11 protein-coding genes are annotated in these 21,463 nt (G+C 53.3%); 10 read left to right on the forward strand and 1 reads right to left on the reverse strand.

Features of this window, described 5'->3' with window-relative positions; all coding sequences use genetic code 11:
* Nucleotides 1–30: 30 nt before the first annotated feature.
* Together MJO52_RS01195 and MJO52_RS01200 are read left to right on the forward strand one after the other, a co-directional pair.
* A complete protein-coding gene (locus MJO52_RS01195) occupies nt 31–6,447 on the forward strand; it encodes an Hpt domain-containing protein (RefSeq protein WP_435583638.1) in 6,417 nt (2,138 codons plus the stop codon).
* 42 nt (nt 6,448–6,489) lie between these two features.
* On the forward strand, nt 6,490–6,972 hold the full coding sequence (locus tag MJO52_RS01200; protein ID WP_252084186.1) for a chemotaxis protein CheW: 483 nt from the start codon (nt 6,490–6,492) through the stop codon (nt 6,970–6,972).
* Between the two features lie 142 nt (nt 6,973–7,114).
* Here MJO52_RS01200 and MJO52_RS01205 read toward each other — a convergent pair whose 3' ends face one another.
* Complete coding sequence (locus tag MJO52_RS01205; RefSeq protein ID WP_252084187.1) at nt 7,115–9,799, reverse strand: penicillin-binding protein 1A; 2,685 nt, start codon at nt 9,797–9,799, stop codon at nt 7,115–7,117.
* A gap of 147 nt (nt 9,800–9,946) precedes the next feature.
* On the opposite strand from MJO52_RS01205, the gene MJO52_RS01210 reads away from it, so the two are divergent.
* From MJO52_RS01210 to gltB, 8 genes are all read left to right on the forward strand, one after another.
* Entirely contained in the window at nt 9,947–11,023 is a 1,077-nt protein-coding gene (locus MJO52_RS01210) for a pilus assembly protein PilM (protein ID WP_252084188.1), read from the forward strand.
* A 1-nt stretch (nt 11,024) separates the two neighbouring features.
* Nucleotides 11,025–11,615, forward strand: a complete 591-nt coding sequence (locus tag MJO52_RS01215) for a PilN domain-containing protein (RefSeq protein WP_252084189.1) — start codon at nt 11,025–11,027, stop codon at nt 11,613–11,615.
* Nucleotides 11,616–11,627: 12 nt separating this feature from the next.
* Nucleotides 11,628–12,248, forward strand: a complete 621-nt coding sequence (locus tag MJO52_RS01220) for a type 4a pilus biogenesis protein PilO (RefSeq protein WP_252084190.1) — start codon at nt 11,628–11,630, stop codon at nt 12,246–12,248.
* 50 nt (nt 12,249–12,298) lie between these two features.
* The gene (locus MJO52_RS01225; protein ID WP_286037014.1) at nt 12,299–12,775 is read left to right on the forward strand and encodes a pilus assembly protein PilP; all 477 of its coding nucleotides are present in this window, start codon (nt 12,299–12,301) and stop codon (nt 12,773–12,775) included.
* Nucleotides 12,775–14,964, forward strand: coding sequence for a type IV pilus secretin PilQ (gene pilQ, locus MJO52_RS01230; RefSeq protein WP_252084191.1), 2,190 nt, complete (start codon nt 12,775–12,777; stop codon nt 14,962–14,964). Before MJO52_RS01225 ends, pilQ begins: the two co-directional genes overlap by 1 nt.
* Entirely contained in the window at nt 14,964–15,485 is a 522-nt protein-coding gene (gene aroK / locus MJO52_RS01235) for a shikimate kinase AroK (protein WP_252085944.1), read from the forward strand. The genes pilQ and aroK overlap by 1 nt, the downstream gene beginning before the upstream one ends.
* Before the next feature lie 79 nt (nt 15,486–15,564).
* Nucleotides 15,565–16,650, forward strand: a complete 1,086-nt coding sequence (gene aroB, locus MJO52_RS01240; protein ID WP_252084192.1) for a 3-dehydroquinate synthase — start codon at nt 15,565–15,567, stop codon at nt 16,648–16,650.
* Between the two features lie 344 nt (nt 16,651–16,994).
* Nucleotides 16,995–21,443 (forward strand): glutamate synthase large subunit, encoded by a 4,449-nt coding sequence (gene gltB, locus MJO52_RS01245; RefSeq protein WP_252084193.1) that lies wholly within the window; start codon nt 16,995–16,997, stop codon nt 21,441–21,443.
* The last annotated feature ends 20 nt before the right edge of the window (nt 21,444–21,463 follow it).

The following is a 21,463-nucleotide window of genomic DNA, read 5'->3' on the forward strand; positions in this document are numbered from 1 at the left end:
CTTGGCGTGAGTCACGACAATCCGAACTTCATGGCCCTGGACTGGCTGATAGGCGAAATTAACGAGACTCTGGCACAGGCACGCCAGTTCCTCGAGACTTTCGCAACGGATCCGCAAGCCGGTGAGACCCTGCTGCAGAACAGCTTGTCCCTGGTGCACCAGGTACACGGTAGCCTGCATATGGCGCAACTCAATGGTGCGGCGATGCTGGCTGAGGAAATGGAGCAATTGCTTCAGTCACTGGCCGGTGGCACCGTTGAAAATACCGATGAGACGCGCGAATTCATGATGCGCGCCCTGCTGGAATTACCTCTCTATTTAGAGAAGGTTTCTTTTCAGCGCCGTGATAATGCGGTGCTGTTGCTGCCCCTCCTCAATGATTTGCGCGCGGTGCGCCGCGAGCGCCTGATTACCGAGGGCGCACTCTTTTCCCCGGACCTCACTTCATCGAATCGCATCACCGGAAAGCGCCAACCTTTGACTGCAGACAATGTGCGCCTGCAGGAGCTGGTGGGCAAGTTGCGCAAGATGTATCACGTTGCCGCAGCGGGGCTAATCCGCGATGTAAACAGTGGTGAGAGCCTCTCTTACCTGGTGAAAATTGTCGAGAAGTTGCAGCTGCTCTACAGCGGTAGTCGGCGGCAGTCTCTGTGGGAAGTATTACTGGGTATCCTGGAAGCCCTGGCAGAGCACCGTATCAATGTGCAACCAGCATTGCGCCATCTGCTGCGCCGAGTCGATGTAGAGTTCCGCCTGCTGCAGGGTCGCGGTGCCAGAGTACTGGATGCCGAGCTGGATGCAGACTTCCTGAGCAACCTACTCTTCTACGTTTATCTGGCCGGTCCAAATGGTAGCCGTTGCCAGGAACTGTACCAACGCTTTGCCCTGGATAGGGCAGTGCCGGGCACGCCCCGCCCAGATACAGAAGATGTCTTGGCCATGGGACCTGAAGCATTGGGTACTGCAATAACTGCACTGCGTGAAGAGTTGCAGCTGGTGCGTGAGGCGCTGGAACCCAGTGGCGCAGCCTCCGAACTTCCTCCCCTCAGTGAGACTGCTGCTATCGCCAAGCGGATTGCAGACACCCTCGGCGTTTTGGGTCTCGAAGCGCCGAGAGGTCGTGCCCGCGGCATTTATGAGTACCTACGCGATGCTTCGCGCGGCACTGATGTCGAAGAGTACCTGATGCGCGCCGCAGGTGAGCTGGTGCAGCTTGACTCAGCTCTATCGGCTGCTGTCGACCGCAATAAGCGCGGTGATAATGAACAGCCGATTATGGGGGATGCTACAGATTCGGTGCTGCGCGAAGCGCGCCTGGGTCTGGAGGCGGTTAAAGAGGCGGTCATGGAGTATGTGGCCAGCCACTGGGATATCAGCTATCTAAGCCGCGTACCCCAGCGCCTGCAAGAGGTATGTGGTGGCCTTGAAATGGTGGGCTACCAGCGTGCGAGCAAAATTATTGCCGCTTGTAATCACTTTATCAGCGATGCACTGATCGACCGGGCAGAGCAGCCGGAATGGCGAATGCTCGATACCCTGGCCGACGCGATTACGAGTGTCGAATACTATCTGGAACGCCGAGTTGAAGGCCTGGATGATACCGAGATGTTGCTGGCTCTGGCGGAAGACAGTGTCGCGAACCTCGGCATTGCCTTTACTGATGCTGAGGTATCTGCGGAGGAGGGTGAGTCCGTCCACGAAAGCGTGGTGATTGAAGAGGATAACGCTGGACTTGAGCTATTTTCACCGGAGTTTTTCGATAGCGCAGACACCGACAAAGATAATCGTGAAGAGCAACTTCTCAATGTTGTCTCTGCAACGGCTGAGCTTGAGATCGAATCCGTCCCTAATGTTGAACAGCCAGTGGAGAAAACACTGGATCTGCAGCAAGTGGAAGCCCCTGTTGCGAAAGAAGCTAACGAACAAGAAGACAACTGGTTCTCAACAGTTGAAAGTACTGTCGAGCCTGAGACTCTTTCCGAGGCCCCGGCGGTAGCTGCAGAAGAAGAAATTTCTGTAGCAATGGCAGCAGACAGCGAAGATGTGTTGTCACCTAACGAAGTGGAGCCGCTTGCAGAAACTGGGTCAACCTCAGAGCCTGTTGAGGGCGAATCGCAAGAGTTAGTTGATGATAGCGAGAGCTTGATCGATGATGAGATCATCGAAATTTTCCTCGAAGAAGCCAGCGAAGTACTCGCGCATATCGGTAATTATTTTCCGGAATGGGCCGCTAATTTTGCCAACTCAGACGCCCTGGTGGAGTTCCGCCGTGGCTTCCATACCCTGAAAGGCTCCGGCCGTATGGTCGAGGCGCTGGATATCGGTGAGTTGGCCTGGTCTGTGGAAAATATGCTTAATCGGGTAATCGATGACAGCATAAAGCCTGAGCGCGCCCATGTGCTGTTAATTGAGCGGGTATATCAGAAGCTGCCATCGATGATCGAGGCATTCCGTCTCCGCAAGAGCGATCCGGACAAATCCCTTACCCTGCAGTTACAAGCCTGGGCGGAGCAGCTCAGCCAGGGGCATATCCCCTCGGAACTGCTGGTCGAAGATGCCAATACCGCAGCTACTGCAACCGTTGAGGAAGAAGAATGCAGCGACGAGCGGGCACAGCTGTGGGAGATCTTTGCCCAAGAGGCCGAAACCCATCTGAGCGTCGTTGATGACTACCTTGCGGACATGCGTGCTGCGGCCCCGGTTTACGGTGTACCCAGTGACCCCCTGCACCGAGCCCTGCATACCCTGAAGGGCTCTGCCCATATGGCAGAGGTCAAGGTGGTGGCCGAAATGATGGCGCCGCTGGAGCGCTTCGCCAAAGAGCTGCGTATTTACCAGGTGCCCATCGATGCGGATATCTTCGAGTTGATTGGCGATGGCGCAAATTACGTGCGTCAGGTTTTGGCACAGATCCGCGTTGCAGAGCCCATTGAGGTTGAGAGGGCCGAGCAATTCCTTGCCCGTGTTGCCGAGTTGCAGGAACGTTCCGTAGGCCACCTGATCCGCGAGCGCGAAGCGAATGAGCCCAGAGCAGTAGATCCTCAACTTCTTGAAGTGTTAATGGCAGACGGTATGCGTGTCCTGCTGGATGCGGATCAGATGCTCAATCAGTGGCGTGCAAACCCTGCCGATAAATCTCAGGTGAGTGAAGTTGCCGAAGAGCTTAATACCCTGCAGGAGGCCGCCAGCCGCGCTCAGCTACCGACCCTGGCAGAGCTGGCACAGTTACTGCTGGAGGTTTATCGCAAAGTATTGGCCGATCAGCTAGAGGAAGAACCCGCCTTGTGGGCTTCCCTTGAACAGGGACACAACGAGTTACTCGATCTAGTGGATGCTGTCGCCGCTGCCCAGGACTTACCTGAGGTTAGTGAGGCGGTAGAGGAAGCTCTGCGCTATCTGGCCGAAGGCGAAGTGAGCGAAGATGTATCAGAGGATGACTACGACCTGAGCGAACTGGGTATCGAGGCACAAACTCTCGACCCTGCAGCTGGAGAGGCTGCAGAGGTATCTGATCTAGAAACTGAAAATATTGAAGAGCACTCGGTTTCCGTCGACGAGGTGCAAGCCTCCGTACTGGAGCCGATTTCTGCCCCCACCGCTGAGTCCGTTTCTGCGACTTTGCCTGAGGTAGAGTTAGAGTCCACGCAATCAACGGAAGTTGAAACTGTCGATACTCCAATGGTGGAGATGGTAGACAAGAGCGCAGTGGATTCCGAGGGCGTCTCACCCGAGCCAGTCTTGGATGACCTCTATGACGCACTGTTCGAGGTGGCCGAGACTACAGACATCTGCGCTGACAAGACAGCTGAATCTGAACAGAGTGCAGTAGGGCCTGCTATTGAGGCTGTGGAGCCTGTTCACCAAGCGCCTACTGTGGAAGTGGTATCAGAGTCACAAGCTGGGCTGAGTATTGCCGAACAACAGCGCCTGTTGGCGGATATTGATCCCGATGTGGTCGATGTCTTTATGGAGGAAGCTGGCGATCTTACCGACGAGCTGGAAGAGCTGATTCAGGCTTGGGAAGACACACCAGAGAGTGGTGAGCAGGCTGAGGCGCTCAAACGGGTGCTGCATACCTTCAAGGGCGGCGCCCGCATGGCCGGCCTTATGGGGCTTGGTGAAGTTGCTCACCGCTTTGAAACAGCGATCGAGGGCATGCGCGATATTGTGAAACCCTCTGCACAATTCTTTAGCGAGGCGCATTTCACACATGACCGTATTGCCGAGGGAGTAGAAACAGTTCGCGCTTGGATGGCAGGTGAGCAGCTGGAGGCCTTTGTTCAGCTGATCACCACAGATTGGGCCGACATTCAGAACCCGCTTGGCAATGTGTCTGAACCTGTCACTCAAGCTATCACGGAGGAAGTACCTCCAAGTATTGATTCTGAATTTGTGACTGTTGCTGATGAGTCCATCGTTGTCGATAAACAGGAGTCACTGTCCGCAGAAAGCGAGGAGCGTCCTGAACCTGAGCAGCAGCTAGAGCCCTCTGAGTCATTGCCGCAGCCATTACAATCTTCTGATGCTGGCAATGTTCTGCCATTTATCCGCAAGCCCGAGGGTGTGGAAAATGAAGTGGCGACTCCCACCAGGAACCAACCACAGGAAATGGTTCGGGTTGCCGCTGAGCTTTTGGAAGAGCTGGTGAACCTCGCCGGTGAAACCGCAATCTCCCGAGGCCGTCTCGAAGAGCAGATGAGCGAGTTTGGCCTGGCCCTCGATGAGATGGATTCAACCCTGTTGCGCCTCAATGAGCAGCTGCGTCGTCTGGATCGTGAGACCGAGGCACAAATCTTGTTCCGCCAGGAGCAGCTGGCCGAGCAGGATGGTGATTTTGACCCGCTAGAGATGGACCGCTACTCATCTATTCAGCAACTGTCCCGTTCCCTGCTTGAGTCCACTTCTGACTTGATGGAGCTGCGCTCCACCCTGGATAACAAAGCCCGCGATACCGAGACACTGTTACTGCAGCAATCCCGTGTTAATACCGAATTGCAAGAGGGGTTGATGCGCAGTCGCATGGTACCTTTCTCTCGCTTGGTGCCCAGGCTTCGCCGTATTGTGCGTCAGGTGAGTGCTGAGCTCGGAAAACAGGTGGAGCTGGTGTTCTCCAATGTCGAGGGGGAACTGGACAGGTCCATGCTGGAACGTATGGTGGCACCTCTGGAGCATATGCTGCGCAACGCGGTAGACCACGGCATTGAAATGCCTGATGCACGCCGCGCGGCAGGCAAGGCCGAACGCGGTCGCATCGATGTGGCTCTAGCCCGAGAGGGCAGTGAGGTGGTGCTGACCATTCGCGACGATGGAGCAGGGGTGAACCTGATCCGTGTGCGGGAGAAGGCTGTGGAAAATGGCCTGATGCGCCCGGATGCGGAGCTCTCTAATACCGAGATATTGCAGTTTATTCTTCAGGCAGGTTTTACCACTGCGGAAAAAGTTACCCAAATTTCCGGCCGTGGTGTCGGTATGGATGTAGTTTCCGCCGAACTCAAACAGATCGGTGGCAGCGTGCATATCAATTCCGAGGCGGGTGCCGGCACGGAATTTGTAGTGCGTCTGCCGTTTACCGTATCGGTCAACCGCGCACTGATGGTGAAGATTGGCGAAGACCTGTTTGCCCTGCCACTCAACACTATTGAAGGTATCGTACGCCTGAGCCCCTTTGAGCTGGAGCATTACTACCGCTCTAGCGATGCCCGCTTTGAATATGCGGGCGAGCTGTACGAGGTGAACTACTTCGGCACCCTGCTGAAGTCTGGTGCCCAACCGAAGCTCAGTGTTGATGATATGCAGTTACCGGTATTGCTGGTGCGCTCCGAGGGTCACGCCATGGCCCTGCAAGTGGATGCTATCCGCGGCAGCCGCGAGATTGTTGTGAAGAGTCTTGGTCCACAGTTTTCTGGTGTACAAGGAGTTTCTGGGGCAACGGTAACTGGTGATGGCAGTGTGGTGGTGATTCTCGATGCCCATGCCCTGCTGCGGCGTCAGGCAACCCAGTTAGCACGCCCGGATATCCCACAGCTGCAGTTGCAGGTAGAAGAGCAGCCCGAGCGGGAAGAGCGCCAGCAGACCGTAATGGTGGTGGACGATTCCGTAACGGTACGCAAGGTAACCACACGCTTCCTGGAGCGCGAAGGTTATCTGGTCAGTACCGCCAAAGATGGTCAGGATGCCGTGATTCAGCTGCAGGATAAGGTTCCAGATCTGATACTTCTGGATATCGAGATGCCCCGTATGGATGGCTTCGAAGTGGCGCGGCATATTCGCTCCAGTAGTCGCTTGCGAGATATCCCCATCGTGATGATTACTTCCCGTACCGGTAGTAAGCACCGTGATCACGCTATGTCTCTCGGAGTTAATCACTACCTGGGTAAGCCCTACCAGGAAGACGTATTGTTGGAGGCTATTCGAGAATATGCCGGCACTTCGGCCGTTGGCAGTTGAGCGAATACCAAGAAATGAAATATTGCATGCAAGAGGTGGGCAATGAGTGAAGTTGAAGCGCTGCCGCTAGATGTTCCCCAGGAGGTGAGCAGCCTGCTGTTGCCGCTACAACAGGGCCAGATGTTGGTTCCTGTAGAAAGCCTTTCCGAGGTGATCGCTATGCAGGTACCTATGGCGGCATACGATGTGCCTGAGTGGTATCTGGGGGACCTCATTTGGCGTGAGCAACGCCTGCCGTTGTTGTCTTTTGATGTGATGCGTGGCGAAGCACTGGGCGGAACCTCAGAGAATGCCCGTATCGCGGTGCTGAGTAGCGGAAACCCCGATGGAGACCTGCCCTATTTTGCTCTTATATTGCAGGGAACACCGCGTTTAGTAAGGGTGACCCAGGAAGAACTAGTGCTACGGGAGCAAACCCTGAGCCCAGGGGAGCTAATGCACGTGGCACTTTTAGGTGAAGAGGCCGTCATTCCCGATCTGCAGAGCGTAGAGCGTGCCTGCCTTAGGTATAGAGAGTCAGAATAGTGGCGTAATAGCGCGGATATCTCTTGTATGACAGGTGATCAGAGAGAAAACAACAACCAATAAAAGAAAAGGGGCCATGGGCCCCTTTTCTTTTATTGGTATGCCCATTCATTAAGTGGGCTTATGGCAGGGATGCCGTATCTTAGAAAAGCTCTTCGGGTGGTGGCTCACTCGATCGGTCCCGGCCCGGCATCTCATCGTCGGAGTATCTGGAGCGATAGGGGTTGTAGGCCTCGCGCCCGGGTACCCTATTGGTGCGGAATATCTCAAACATGCCGCCATAGGAGGTACGTAGGCCGTTCTTGGGGTTGATACGCACGGTCGTTATGCTATCTGGCTGGGGCAGGTGACGCTCGGGCAAGCCCTCCAGGGCAGTACTCATAAAATCTATCCAGATAGGCAGCGCCGCAGAGCCACCGTACTCATTCTTACCGAGTTCGCCGTAAGAGTCGAAACCCACCCAAGCACTGGTGGCAAGGTAGGGGCTATAACCTGAGAACCATGCGTCGCGCGGGCCGTTGGTTGTTCCCGTCTTACCAGCGATATCACCGCGCTTCATAGCGAGGGCGCGTCGGCCGGTGCCTTTTTTTATCACATCCTTGAGAATGGAATCCATGATGTAAGCCGTCTCCGGGGTCATGGCGCGCGGTGCCAGGGGGCGTGCCTGGAGCTTGGATGAATCCAGTGGGCCAACCGGGAGTACTTTCAGCTCGGGAGGCTCTTTGCCTTGGTCCGGGCCCTCTTCACCGGGCTGAATTGCCGCTAGGTTGAGTGGCTCCTGATTATTGAACCCTTGGGACTCACTGCCAGGCTCAGGACAGTCATTGCACACAGTGAGTGGTAGGGCCTGGTAGAGGGTTTCGCCATTTACATCTAAAACCCGGTCAACAAGATAGGGTTCCACTCGATAGCCACCATTGGCGAAAGCTGCATAGCCACGCACCATTTCTAGGGGCGTCAGGGCCGAGCTGCCCAGTGCGATGGTTAGGTTGCGCGCCAATTTACTGCGGTCAAAGCCGAAGCCCTCGACAAAACCGAGGGCGTAATCGAGCCCCAGTGCCTGCAGCAGGCGAATGGAGACCATGTTACGTGACTTATACAGAGCCATACGCAGGCGGGTGGGGCCAAGGAAAGTGCCGCCATCATTCTCCGGGCGCCACACATCTTGCAGATTGGTTTCCTCGAAGATTATTGGGGCGTCGTTAATCACACTGGCGGCGGTATAGCCGCGCTCGATAGCCGAAGCGTAGATAAATGGCTTGAAACTGGAGCCAGGTTGCCGCGCCGCCTGGGTGACGCGATTGAAGTGGCTCTGGCGGAAGTCATAACCACCTACTAAGGCGCGTATGGCGCCGTCTTGGGGATCGATGGAGACTAGGGCTCCTTGGGCCGATGGCACTTGGGTTAGCTCCCATTCCTCAGTAATTTGTGGCTCCAGGGGGCTGGAAGAGACCTCTTCGGGCTCTGCAAATGGATCGGGGTTGGGTGTGTCTTCAAAGGCGCTAGCAAGTTGGGTTGCCCCACCTGCGCTGGTAGGTTTGTCCTGGGAGCCGATAACCTCAGTGTGCTTAATCTCAATGCGGCGTAGGCGCACCACATCACCAGGTGCAAACATCTTCTCAGCAGACTGTAAGCGTGGTCCTCGTGAGCTTTCAGTAATATAGGGACGAATGGAGTCGAGCCCATTCTCCCAGGGAACCTCGACCACACGGCGGTCGCGCAGCTGTACTTGCAACAGCTTTGGCTCCACCGCAGTGACTACCCCAGGCTCAAGCCCACCCAGCACAGGGATTTCATTGAGCAGATCAATCAGTTGGTCACTGTCATGCAGCAATTCCGGTGGCAGTCGCTGTTCCGGGCCACGATAACCGTGGCGTGAATCGTAGGTTTCGAGGCCGTGTTGCAGTGCCCTGCGCGCCTGGTCCTGCAGGCGGCTGTTGACCGTGGTGATGACCTGATAGCCATCGGTGTAGGCACTGTCGCCAAAAAGCTCAACAGCTTCTTTACGCGCCATTTCGGCTATATAGGGGGCATCCAGATCCAGATCGCGGCTGTGGTAGCTAGCGGTCACCGGTGCGGTAATGGAGTGCTTGTACTCATCCTGATCGATGTATCCTAGGTCGAGCATGCGCTTCAAAATCCAGTTACGGCGCACCAGGGCCCGAGTGGGGTTGGCGATGGGGTTGAAGGTGGAGGGGGCCTTGGGCAGCCCCGCCATCATTGCCCATTGCGCCATACTCAGGTCCTTGATGTCACGACCGTAGTAAACATGTGCGGCAGCCTGAAAGCCATAGGCGCGGTTACCCAGGAATATTTTGTTGATATAGAGTTCCAGAATCTCATCTTTGCTGAGTTCGCGCTCAATTTGCAGTGATAAGAGGATCTCATTGAACTTGCGGATAAAACGCTGCTCACGGCTTAGGAAGAAATTGCGCGCCACCTGCATGGTTAAGGTACTACCACCAGACTGGATTGAGCCGGTCTGCACCAGCTGTGAAGCTGCCCGCATCAAACCCTTAATCGAAACCCCACTGTGTGAGTAGAAGCTCGCATCCTCTGCTGCCAGTATTGCCTTGATAAATGGTTCTGGCGTTTGTTCGATGGTAATAGGGTTGCGCCGTTTCTCGCCAAACTCACCTATCAGTTTCATGTCTTGTGAATAGACGCGCAGTGGGGTCTGTAGGCGAATATCCCGCAGGCTTTCGACTGAGGGTAGCCCGGGTTTCAGGTAGAGGTAAATGCTGGCGAAAACCATGGCTGCGCCGGCTGCTCCGGCGAGGCAAAGCCAGAGCAGCGCTAGTAGACGATTTCGGGCTTTTACTGTCATGAAACTACTTCTGTGTACTTCATTTGTATGATTCGGTGAATAATTATACGAATATTGTGCGCTATTACCTATGCAAATGCCGGTTGAAGCGGTAATTTAAAGTGCTATAACATCAAACTTTCATAACCCACGGAAAAGATAAGAAAAATGGGGATTTTCCCTTTTCTGGATAAAGGCCCGAAGGCCATGTTGGGACTCGATATTAGCTCGACCGCAGTAAAGTTGCTGGAGCTAAGTCGCAATGGTGACAAATATCGGGTCGAAAGTTACGCCGTGGAACCCCTGCCGCCGAATGCGGTAGTGGATAAGAACATCAATGATGTTGGCGCCACGGCGGAAGCTATCCGCAAGGTAGTGCGCCGTTCCAAAACCCGACTGCGCCGTGCGGCTGTCGCCGTATCCGGCTCCGCAGTGATCACTAAGACCCTGGAAATGCCCGCTGATCTCTCCGATGAGGATCTGGAAGCGCGTATTGCCTTGGAAGCAGATCAGTACATTCCCTATCCCCTCGAAGAAGTTAGTCTCGATTTTGAGGTACAGGGGCCATCCGAAAGAGGGGATGACCAGGTGGAAGTGTTACTGGCAGCATGCCGCAGCGAAAATATCGAACAGCGGGTTTCCGCCCTCGGTGAGGCTGAGTTGGAGGCGGGTGTCGTGGATGTGGAAGCTTACGCTATTGAGCGCACTTACACTCTACTGGAAGATCAGTTTCCTCCCCAAGAGCAGTTGGTTGTTGCGGTAGTGGATATCGGTGCGACTATGAGTGCACTGTCTGTACTGGTTGATGGCAAGACAGTTTATACACGGGAGCAGCTATTCGGTGGCCGCCAGCTCACCGATGAGATTCAGCGGCGCTACGGCCTCTCCGCCGAAGAGGCCTCCCTGGCGAAGCACCAGGGTGGCAGCGGATTGCCCGATGACTATTATGCCGAGGTTCTGGAGCCGTTTCGGGATGCGGTGATTCAGCAAGTCACCCGCGCGCTGCAGTTCTTTTACTCTTCGACTTCCTATAGCGATGTGGATTACATATTGCTCAGTGGTGGTGTTGCCGCAATGGAAGGTTTGTCTGATTTGGTCGGTGAAAAACTGGGCAAACCCACAGTGATTGCCAATCCTTTTTACAAAATGGCTACCTCTTCTCGGGTAAACCAACAGATATTAGCCAAAGAGGCTCCAGGGCTGATGATCGCGGCAGGGCTCGCCATGCGGGAGAAGGAGTACTGAGATGGCCAAGATTAATCTACTCCCCTGGCGCCAGGAATATCGCGCACAAAAGCAGAAAGAGTTTCAGCAAGTATTAGTGTTGGTGATTATTGCTGCTGCGGCGTCGGTTTTTCTTTGGATGAAAACGGTTGATCGGCAAGTCGCTACCCAGAATGAGCGCAATCAGATACTGCAGGTCAAGATTAATGCTCTAGATAAACAGGTAAGTGAGATTAAGGACCTGAAAAAGCGCCGCCAGGAACTGATTGATCGAATGCGGGTGATTCAGGAGCTCCAGGGGAACCGTCCTCTAGCTGTTCGTTATTTTGATGAGCTGGTACAGGCAACTCCTGAGGGGCTTTGGCTCCTTGAACTTACCCGCAAAGGTTCTCAATTGGAGTTGTCAGGAATTGCAGAATCCAACAACCGTGTATCATCTTTTATGCGCAATTTGGACCAGTCCGACTGGTATGAATCTCCAAACTTAACGGATGTTACTGCTAGCCCTGAGTATGGGGAACAAGCGAGTGCTTTTCAGTTAACAGTAAATTTGAGTGGTCGTAAGAGTGACGATGCTAACGATAGTGATTTAACTACCACTGGCGTTGAGTAAAGGAATTATATAATGGCATTCGCAGAAACTCTTAAGCAACTCCAAGATGTAGATATTAATGACATCGACTTTTCAAGAGTTGGGGTCTGGCCGATAGCTGGTCGTATTACTCTCTTAATCATTGTTTCAGCAGTTTTGGTTTTTATTGGGTATTACCTCTGGATAGGTGATCTTTATAACAGCCTGGAACGTGCGCAGAATAAAGAGAAAGAGCTGTTTTTGCAGTTTGAAAACAAGCAATTTGAGGCTGCAAATCTTGATGCGTATCGTGAGCAACTAAGGGAGATGGAGGGCACCTTTGGCGCACTGCTAAAGCAACTACCAAAAGATACAGAAGTTCCAGGATTGTTAGAGGATATTGATGAGTATGGAAGAGGTAGCGGCCTAACGATCGAAAAAGTTGCTCTGGAAAGTGAGTTGGTTGGAGAGTTTTATGTTGAGCTGCCAATTCGTATAGAGGTTCAAGGGGGGTACCATGAATTTGGTTCTTTCGTGAGTGGTATTGCTGGAATGCCTAGGATTGTAACTCTTCATGATTTTACTATCTCAACCAACCGAGATAGTGGTGGGCTGCTTGATATGGTTATCAATGCAAAAACCTACCGCTATAAAGATCAGGAGGATGAGGAGTGACAAAAAAAACAGCCATCGTAGCTACACTTTTAGCGGTTTCTGCTTGCAGTATGAATGTAGATCAAAATGATTTACATCAAAGAATGGCCGAGGTTGAGCGGAGGCCTAAAGGTCAAATTGAGCCTATCCCAACGTTTACGCCATATAGCCCATATATTTATAGTGCCGCTGCTCAAAGGAGTCCATTTACTCGCCCTGTTTTGGAGTCTGATCAGCGATTAGTTGGTAGAAGACTTGAAATAGCACCTGATCTAAGTAGGCGTAGAGAGTTGCTTGAAAGTATTAACTTTGATGCTTTGGCAATGGTGGGCACAATTTCCCGTGATGGCCAGTTATGGGCCCTGATTGATGATGGCAATGGTGGAATTCACAGAGTAACTGTGGGGAACTACTTGGGGAAAAATCACGGGCGAGTTGTGAGCGCTACACCCACGCAACTCGATGTGTTGGAAATTATACCGGATGGTACCGGGGGCTGGATTGAGAGGCCACGTGCACTCGCGCTGGAAGAGAAGGACAACGGATAATGATTAATAAGCAGTTTGCTAAGTGTTTGGCACCGTTTCAGATTTTACTGCTCGCTGTATTGATGGTTCCTGCGGCGTTACAAGCGCAGGTGAATCAACTGAACGATATACAGTTTTCAGAGCTTCCCGGTGGCCGGGTTCAGCTGCGTTTAACTTTCACTGAGGAGCCTCCAGAGCCCACTGGATACACAATTGAGCAACCGGCTCGGATTGTGATGGATTTTGCCGGTGTTGAAAGTGTGCTACCACAAAAGAAATATTCACTGGGAATAGGTGCCGCTCGCAGCGCTGTGGTAGTTTCCAGTGAGGGGAGAACTCGCCTAATTGTTAATCTGGATCAACTGCCGGTATACACCAGTGAACGCCATGGTAGCCAGCTCGTGATGGAGATTGGTGAATCTGTAGTTGCGACGGCTTCATCTCCACAATCCCCCACCCATGACAGCGGCCTTAATCTTGGTGGAAACAAGCAGTTCAATGCCTTGGGTGCTATTGCTGTTAACGGGGTTGACTTCCGGCGCGGTGAAGAGGGCGAAGGTAAAGTCATTGTTAGCCTTTCTGATCCGGCAGTAAATATTGATGTGGAACGCACCAAAGGCAAAATCTATTTGACTTTTCTGGGCGCAGAATTGCCCGAATCTCTTCGCCAGAAGCTTGACGTAACTGACTTTGCAACCCCTGTGAATGCCATTACGGTAGACTCTGATGGCCGCAATACCGTAATAGCTGTGGATCCGACAGATGCAGATTATGATTATCTCGCTTATCAAGCCGATAATCAGTACGTGTTGAGCGTAAAACCTCTGTCCGCAGCGGAAATTCGCGAGAAGGAGAAAGAGTTTCAATTCACAGGGAAAAAGCTTTCGTTAAACTTCCAAGATATTGAAGTTCGTTCCGTGCTCCAAATTATTGCTGACTTTACTGATCTCAATCTGGTGGCAAGTGACACCGTACAGGGGCGAATCACATTACGGCTTGATGGAGTGCCTTGGGATCAGGCCTTGAATTTGATTCTTAAGGCCAAGGGCTTGGATAAGCGCCAGGAAGGTAGCGTCATTATGGTAGCTCCAGCTGCTGAGATTGCAGAAAGAGAGCGCCAGGAATTGGAGAGCCGTAGGCAATTGCAGGAGCTGGCTCCACTAAGAACTGAATATATTAGTGTGCGCTATGCTGATGCCGGAGAGCTGTTTACATTATTTTCTGGTCAGCAGACGGATGATCAAGGAAAGGGCAATTTTGCTGGGGGTAAACAAGACGCTAATCAAGCAAGTATTTTGTCAGCCCGTGGTAGTGCAATTGTAGATGAGCGAACCAATACAATTATCCTTACAGATACAGAAGAAAAAATCGCACAGTTTCGGGAACTGATAGAAGTTATAGATGTGCCTATTCGTCAGGTGATGATTGAGGCCAGGATCGTCACTGCAAATAGTGAGTTCGAGCGCGAGCTCGGTGTCCAGTGGAACTATACAGGTACTCATGATATTAACGATGACTCTGTAGTCATTGGTTCTGGAGGGCAAAATAGCGCTAGTGTTGGTGGATCTGGATTTGGACCCAGTGTCTCTTCACCGGCCAGCACCCATGATCCTTTGCTGGTGGACTTAGGTGTTGGAACACCTGCTGGGCAACTAGCTTATGCGATATTAAAGGACAATTTTTATTTGGGTTTGGAGCTGTCTGCGATGGAAGATGTGGGCATGCTTGAGATTGTATCCCAGCCCAAAGTAGTAACTGGTGATAAACAAGAGGCGAATATCCAATCGGGAGTGGAAATACCTTACTTGGAGGCTACCTCTTCTGGTGCAGCTTCTGTGACATTTCGAGAAGCCGTTCTTGAGTTAAATGTAACACCTCAGATAACTCCAGATAACAACATAATAATGACGCTTAATATCGAGCAGAATAGTGTTGGGGATTTGTTTAGTGTTAGTGCTAATACGGCTGTTCCTACAATTAATGTGAACACCCTAGCGACAAAAGTACTAGTCAGTAATGGCGAAACAATTGTTTTAGGCGGTGTGTTTGAGAGCAATGTTCTTGAGGGGGAGACTAAGGTACCCTTACTTGGAGACATTCCGTACATAGGTAACTTGTTTAAGAAAACTGTACGCACAGATGATAAACGTGAGATATTGATGTTTATCACCCCGCGTATTATCGAAAGTGAGACTTTTTTATCTAAGTGATTAACCGCTCCATCTTTTTAGTCGGCCCCATGGGGGCCGGCAAATCCACGATTGGCAGGTTGTTAGCGGCACAATTGCAGCTGCCTTTTGCTGATACCGATAAAGTCCTGGAAGAGCGCACAGGGGCAGATATCCCCTGGATATTTGATGTAGAAGGCGAAGCCGGCTTTCGTCGACGCGAGAGTGAAGTGCTCGAAGAACTTTGTCTGGGTCCCCACCAAGTTATCGGCACCGGTGGTGGCATCGTTCTACTGGAGGAAAACCGGCGGTTGCTGCAAAAGTTTGGTCATGTGATTTATTTACAGGCCGGGGTAGAGCAGTTGCTGGAACGCACTTCCAAGAACAGTAACCGCCCTCTTTTACGAGTGCCCAATCCACGCGCGCGTATTGAAGAAATTTTACAAGAACGCGCCCCTCTTTATCGCGAAGTTGCGGATGTTATCTGCGACACTGATGACCTGACCCCCAAGCAAGCATCAGCCCTGGTAGCTGAGCGCCTTATGGAAAGCCTCTCCCAATAACCCCTTTTTCACTCTGTGCTAAAGTGCGTCTCATTAACTCAATGCGCTACATATTGGCGCTAGTGGGAAGGAGAGCATTGTGCACTGTTTTAATGTGGAACTGGGGGAGCGCAGTTACCCCATTGTCATTGGGTCCAAGTTATTAGCCGACTCACAATATTTACTGCCCTATTTACGTGGGCGCCAGATCTGTGTGGTTACAAATGAGACAGTGGCTCCCCTGTATTTGTCCCGCTTACTGGATGGGCTCTCTGATTTCGATAAGGTTGATGTTGTCGAACTACCCGACGGGGAAGCCTTCAAGACTCTGGATACCGTCAATCGAATTTTTGACGCTCTATTGGAACAGCGTCACAACCGCACGACTACGCTAATTGCCCTAGGGGGTGGTGTTGTGGGAGATATGTGTGGATTTGCCGCTGCCTGTTATCAGCGCGGCGTCGATTTTATTCAGGTGCCCACTACACTCCTTGCCCAGGTGGACTCCTCTGTGGGAGGTAAGACTGGCGTCAATCACCCGCTAGGTAAAAACATGATTGGGGCTTTTTACCAGCCCCGGCTAGTACTTGCCGATATGGATACATTGACGACCCTGCCAGATCGTGAATTCTCAGCAGGCATAGCTGAAGTAATCAAGTATGGCCTGATCTGTGATGCACCATTTTTCCACTGGATAGAGACCAATATCGATGCACTCTTATCGCGAGATCCCAAGGCTTTGGCTTATGCCGTGGATCGTTGCTGTCGTGATAAGGCAGAGGTTGTGGCTAGTGATGAGCGTGAGGCAGGCCGCCGTGCCATATTAAACTTTGGTCATACCTTTGGACATGCAATTGAGACTGTGCAGGGCTACGGGCGTTGGTTGCATGGTGAGGCGGTGGCCGCAGGAATGGTGATGGCCCTGGAGCTCTCGCATTTACTGGGAGACGTGGACGGTGAATTGGTACAGCGTGTTCGTCAGTTGCTGCAAAAAGCCCAGTTGCCGCAGCAGTCTCCCGCGGATATGAGTGTCGATGATTTTCTGCAAGCTATGCAGTTAGATAAGAAAGTGCTGGATGGCAAGTTGCGTTTAGTATTGCTGAGATCTTTGGGGGACGCAAAAGTTGTCGATGATACGCCTCAGGAAAAAGTTATAGATGCGCTAAGGAACTGTGGTGCCAGGTGACAGGGGATTCGCGAACTGCGCTTATTAGAGAGTACGATCACATAAAACCAAGTTGACAGGAAATAAATCTGTCTTATTTTTGTTTGGCAGTTAAAAAAACTGTGAATTATTGAAAATGTAGTGGTGAGCAAGTAATATTGCGCGCCCCCCGGAAATAATGGCGGGGCAAAATAACCGCCAATAAGAACAATAAAGAAAGCCCCATTAGAGGGCTTTTTTTATCTCGGGATCTTTTACTTAGGGACCGCAGGAGAGCGTAGCGCGAGCGTTAAGCCATTTTTGCCCATATCAGGCCGCTATCGGCAGTGCCTGTGGTCCCCCAATCGATAGTGACGAGGAATTCTATGGGTAGCAGTCTGTATCAGTTGGATGAGTTTAAGGACAACTGTGGTTTTGGTCTGATCGCTCATTTACAGGGTGTGGCGAGCCATAAGTTAGTACAGACGGCCATTGAGTCCCTCACCTGTATGACTCACCGCGGCGGTATTGCCGCCGATGGTAAAACTGGCGATGGCTGTGGCTTACTGCTGCAGAAGCCCGATAAATTCCTGCGTGAGAAAGCGCTAAAGTTGTTCGGTCTGGAGCTCACTGAGACCTATGCCGTAGGTTCGGTGATGTTGCCTCTGGATGACGGTGAGGCGCAGAGCGCTCGCCAAATCTTTGAGTCTGAGCTGCAGGCGCAAGGAATGCGGATTGTTGGTTGGCGCACAGTGCCCACTAACCCCGAGTGTCTTGGCCCCATCGCCAGGGACTGCCAACCTCGCTTCGAACAACTGCTGATTAATGATGCCGAAGAGCCACTGGGTGAAGCCCGTTTTAATGCTCGGCTGTATGTGGCCCGGCGTAAGGCCGAGTTGCAGCTGAGTGGTGATGTTTATATCGCCAGCCTATCTACTAGTGTGCTCTCCTACAAAGGACTGATGATCCCGGCGGATCTGCCAAAATTCTTCCCTGAGTTGGCGGATCCGCGCCTGGAAACCGCTATCTGTGTTTTCCACCAGCGCTTCTCTACCAATACCATGCCGCGCTGGCCTCTGGCCCAGCCTTTCCGCCTGCTGGCGCACAATGGTGAAATTAATACCATTACCGGCAACCGCAATTGGTCGGTGGCGCGCACCAACAAATTTGTTACCGAGCTGATTCCCGAGCTGAATGCGCTGGTACCGCTGGTGAACCGCGAGGGCTCCGACTCCTCCAGTTTGGATAATATGCTGGAGATGCTGTTGGCGGGTGGTATGGAGCTACACCGTGCGGTGCGTATGCTGGTGCCGCCGGCCTGGCAAAATGTTGAGGGCATGGATGCAGACCTGCGCGCTTTCTATGAATACATCTCCATGCATATGGAGCCCTGGGATGGCCCCGCCGGCTTGGTGATGACCGATGGCCGTCACGCGGTATGTACTCTCGACCGCAACGGCCTGCGCCCGTCCCGCTGGGTGATTACCAAAGACGATATTATTACCGTGGCTTCGGAAGTCGGTGTTTATAACTATGCACCGGAAGATGTAGTAGCTAAAGGGCGTCTCGGGCCCGGGCAGATGCTTTCTGTGGATACCCAGGAAGGCAAGCTGTACCACACTGCCGATATCGACAATATGCTCAAGCGCGCCCAGCCTTATAAACGCTGGCTGAAAGAGAAGGCGCGCCGTATTCGCTCCACCTTAGTGACTGCGCCGGTTGACAATAATTTTTCCCACCAACAGTTTAAGGTCTACCAGAAACTGTTCAGTTCCTCTCTGGAGGAGCGCGATAAGGTAGTGCGTCCGATGGCGGAAGCCGGCCAGGAAGCGGTGGGTTCCATGGGCGACGATACGCCGATGGCGGTGCTGTCCCGCTACAACCGCTCGCTCTACGATTACTTCCGCCAGCAGTTTGCCCAAGTGACCAATCCGCCTATAGACCCGCTGCGGGAAACGGTGGTGATGTCCCTGGAAACCTGCTTGGGCCGTGAAAAATCCGTGTTTGAGGAGACGCCAGAGCACGCCGACCGCGTGATTCTGTCCTCGCCGGTGCTCTCCCATATGAAATACACCGCGTTACTGTCGCTGGATCGCCCCGGCTTCGACGCGGAGATTTTCGACCTGAACTACGATCCGGCAAATCTGGATCTTCATAGTGCAATTGAACGTCTGTGTGCCAAGGTAGAGGCTTCTGTTCGTGCCGGCACCGTGATTGTGGTGCTGTCCGACCGCGATATTCGCCAGGGCCATCTGCCCATAGATGCGCTGCTCGCCACCGGTGCCGTGCACCATCATTTGGTGCATGCGGGCCTGCGCTGTGATTCCAATGTGGTGGTGGATACCGCCAGTGCACGGGATGCGCACCAGCTCGCCTGCTTGGTGGGTGTGGGAGCGACGGCAGTACATCCCTATTTCTCCTACAGCATTATTAATCACCTAATCGACAGGGGGGAGCTGCTGCTGGATGCGGCAGAAGCGCAGAAGAATTACCGCAACGGCATCATCAAGGGCCTGTTAAAAATCCTGTCAAAAATGGGTATCTCTACGGTAGCCTCTTACCGCGGTGCGCTGTTGTTTGAGTTGGTCGGTCTTTCCAAAGAGGTGGTGGACCTGTGTTTCCCCGGTGCACCCACTCGTATCGAAGGCGCCGGCTTTGCCGAGTTGCAGGCAGATATGGCCGCGCGCGCGGATATCGCCTGGAAAGCGCGTAAGCCGGTGTCCCCCGGCGGCCTGCACAAATATGTGCATGGCACCGAATACCATACCTTCAACCCGGATGTGGTGACGGCCCTGCGCCGAGCGGCCAGTACAGGGGATTACTCCGCTTGGCGTGATTACTCGGAACTGGTCAACCAGCGCCCGGTGGCAACCTTGCGGGATATGCTGGCTTTCAAGGAAAACCTCGAGCCTGTGCCATTGGAGGAAGTGGAGCCGGCCGAGCAGATTGTGCGTCGCTTTGACTCCGCAGCTATGTCCCTGGGAGCTCTGTCTCCCGAGGCGCACGAATCTCTGGCTCAGGCCATGAACCGCCTGGGTGGACGCTCCAACAGCGGAGAGGGCGGTGAAGATCCGGCCCGTTTTGGCACCGACAAAGTCTCCAAAATCAAACAGATCGCCTCCGGCCGTTTCGGCGTGACGCCGCACTATCTGGTCAATGCCGAAGTGCTGCAGATCAAGGTGGCTCAGGGCGCTAAGCCCGGTGAGGGTGGTCAGTTGCCCGGTGGCAAAGTGAATGACCTGATTGCTCGGCTGCGCTACTCGGTGCCCGGTGTCACTCTGATTTCACCGCCACCGCACCACGATATCTACTCCATTGAGGATCTGGCCCAGCTGATCTACGACCTCAAACAGGTTAACCCGGATGCACTGGTATCCGTGAAGCTGGTTTCCCGTCCAGGAGTTGGCACTATCGCCGCTGGCGTGGCTAAGGCTTATGCGGATTTAATTACCATTTCCGGCTATGACGGCGGTACTGCAGCGAGCCCGATCACCTCTATTCGCTATGCTGGTTCACCTTGGGAATTGGGTCTGGCGGAAACACACCAGACCCTGCGAGCCAATGACTTGCGCGGCAAAGTTCGTGTGCAGACGGATGGGGGCCTTAAAACTGGCTTGGATGTAGTCAAGGCGGCGATTCTCGGTGCGGAGAGCTTCGGCTTTGGTACTGCGCCAATGGTGGCGATTGGCTGTAAATACCTGCGTATCTGTCACCTGAATAACTGTGCCACGGGTATCGCGACCCAGCGCAAGAACTTGCGCGATGCGCACTATATCGGCACCGCAGAAATGGCGATGAACTTCTTCCGCTTTGTTGCCGAGGAAACCCGCGAATGGATGGCGAGCATTGGTGTGCGCACCATGGAAGAGCTGGTCGGCCGTGTAGACCTACTTCGCATCATTGAGGGAGAAACCAACAAGCAGAAGAAACTGGATCTGTCGCCGCTGTTGCATACCGATGCACTACTCGATAGCAAACCGCAAACCTGCCAGCAGGCCACAAATGAGCCCTGGGATAAGGGCGAGTTGGCCGAGTGCATGGTGGAAGAAATTCTACCCGCCATTGAGAACCTGACTGGTGGTGAATTCAGCTTCGAGGTGACCAACTGCGATCGCTCTCTGGGGGCGCGTCTTTCTGGCGAGATCGCCAAGCGCCACGGCAACCAGGGCATGGTGGAGGCGCCAATAAAACTCAACCTCAATGGAGTTGCCGGGCAGTCTTTCGGCGTATGGAACGCCGGAGGGCTGGAGATGTATCTCGAAGGGGATGCCAACGATTATGTCGGTAAGGGCATGGCCGGCGGCAAGTTGGTCATTCGCCCGCCTGAGGGCAGTGAGTTTGCTTCCCAAGACACCAGCATCGTCGGTAATACCTGCCTGTATGGCGCTACTGGCGGTGAGTTGTTTGCCGCTGGCCGCGCCGGCGAGCGCTTTGCTGTGCGCAATTCTGGCGCCTTCGCCGTAGTGGAAGGGGCCGGCGATCATTGCTGTGAATACATGACCGGTGGAATGGTCGCGGTGCTAGGGCGCACCGGCTACAACTTTGGTGCCGGTATGACCGGTGGTTTTGCCTATGTGCTGGATTTGGAGCGCGATTTCTTCGACCGCTGCAACCATGAGCTGATCGAGCTGCGTCGTATCAGTAGTGAAATTCTCGAGCCGCACCAGAGTCACCTGCGCGAGGTGATCGAAACCTATGTCGCGGAGACCGGCAGCGCCTGGGGTGAAGAGCTGCTGGATAACTTCGACGATTACCTGAGCCGATTCTGGCTGGTGAAACCCAAGGCAGCCAGCCTTGCGGATCTTCTTTCTGACGTGCGCAAGCGCGGCGAATAAGGCTGGGGTGGAGAGACCGT

The sequence above is a fragment of the Microbulbifer variabilis genome (genome assembly GCF_023716485.1).
In the GTDB taxonomy this organism is placed as follows: Bacteria; Pseudomonadota; Gammaproteobacteria; order Pseudomonadales; family Cellvibrionaceae; genus Microbulbifer; species Microbulbifer variabilis_B.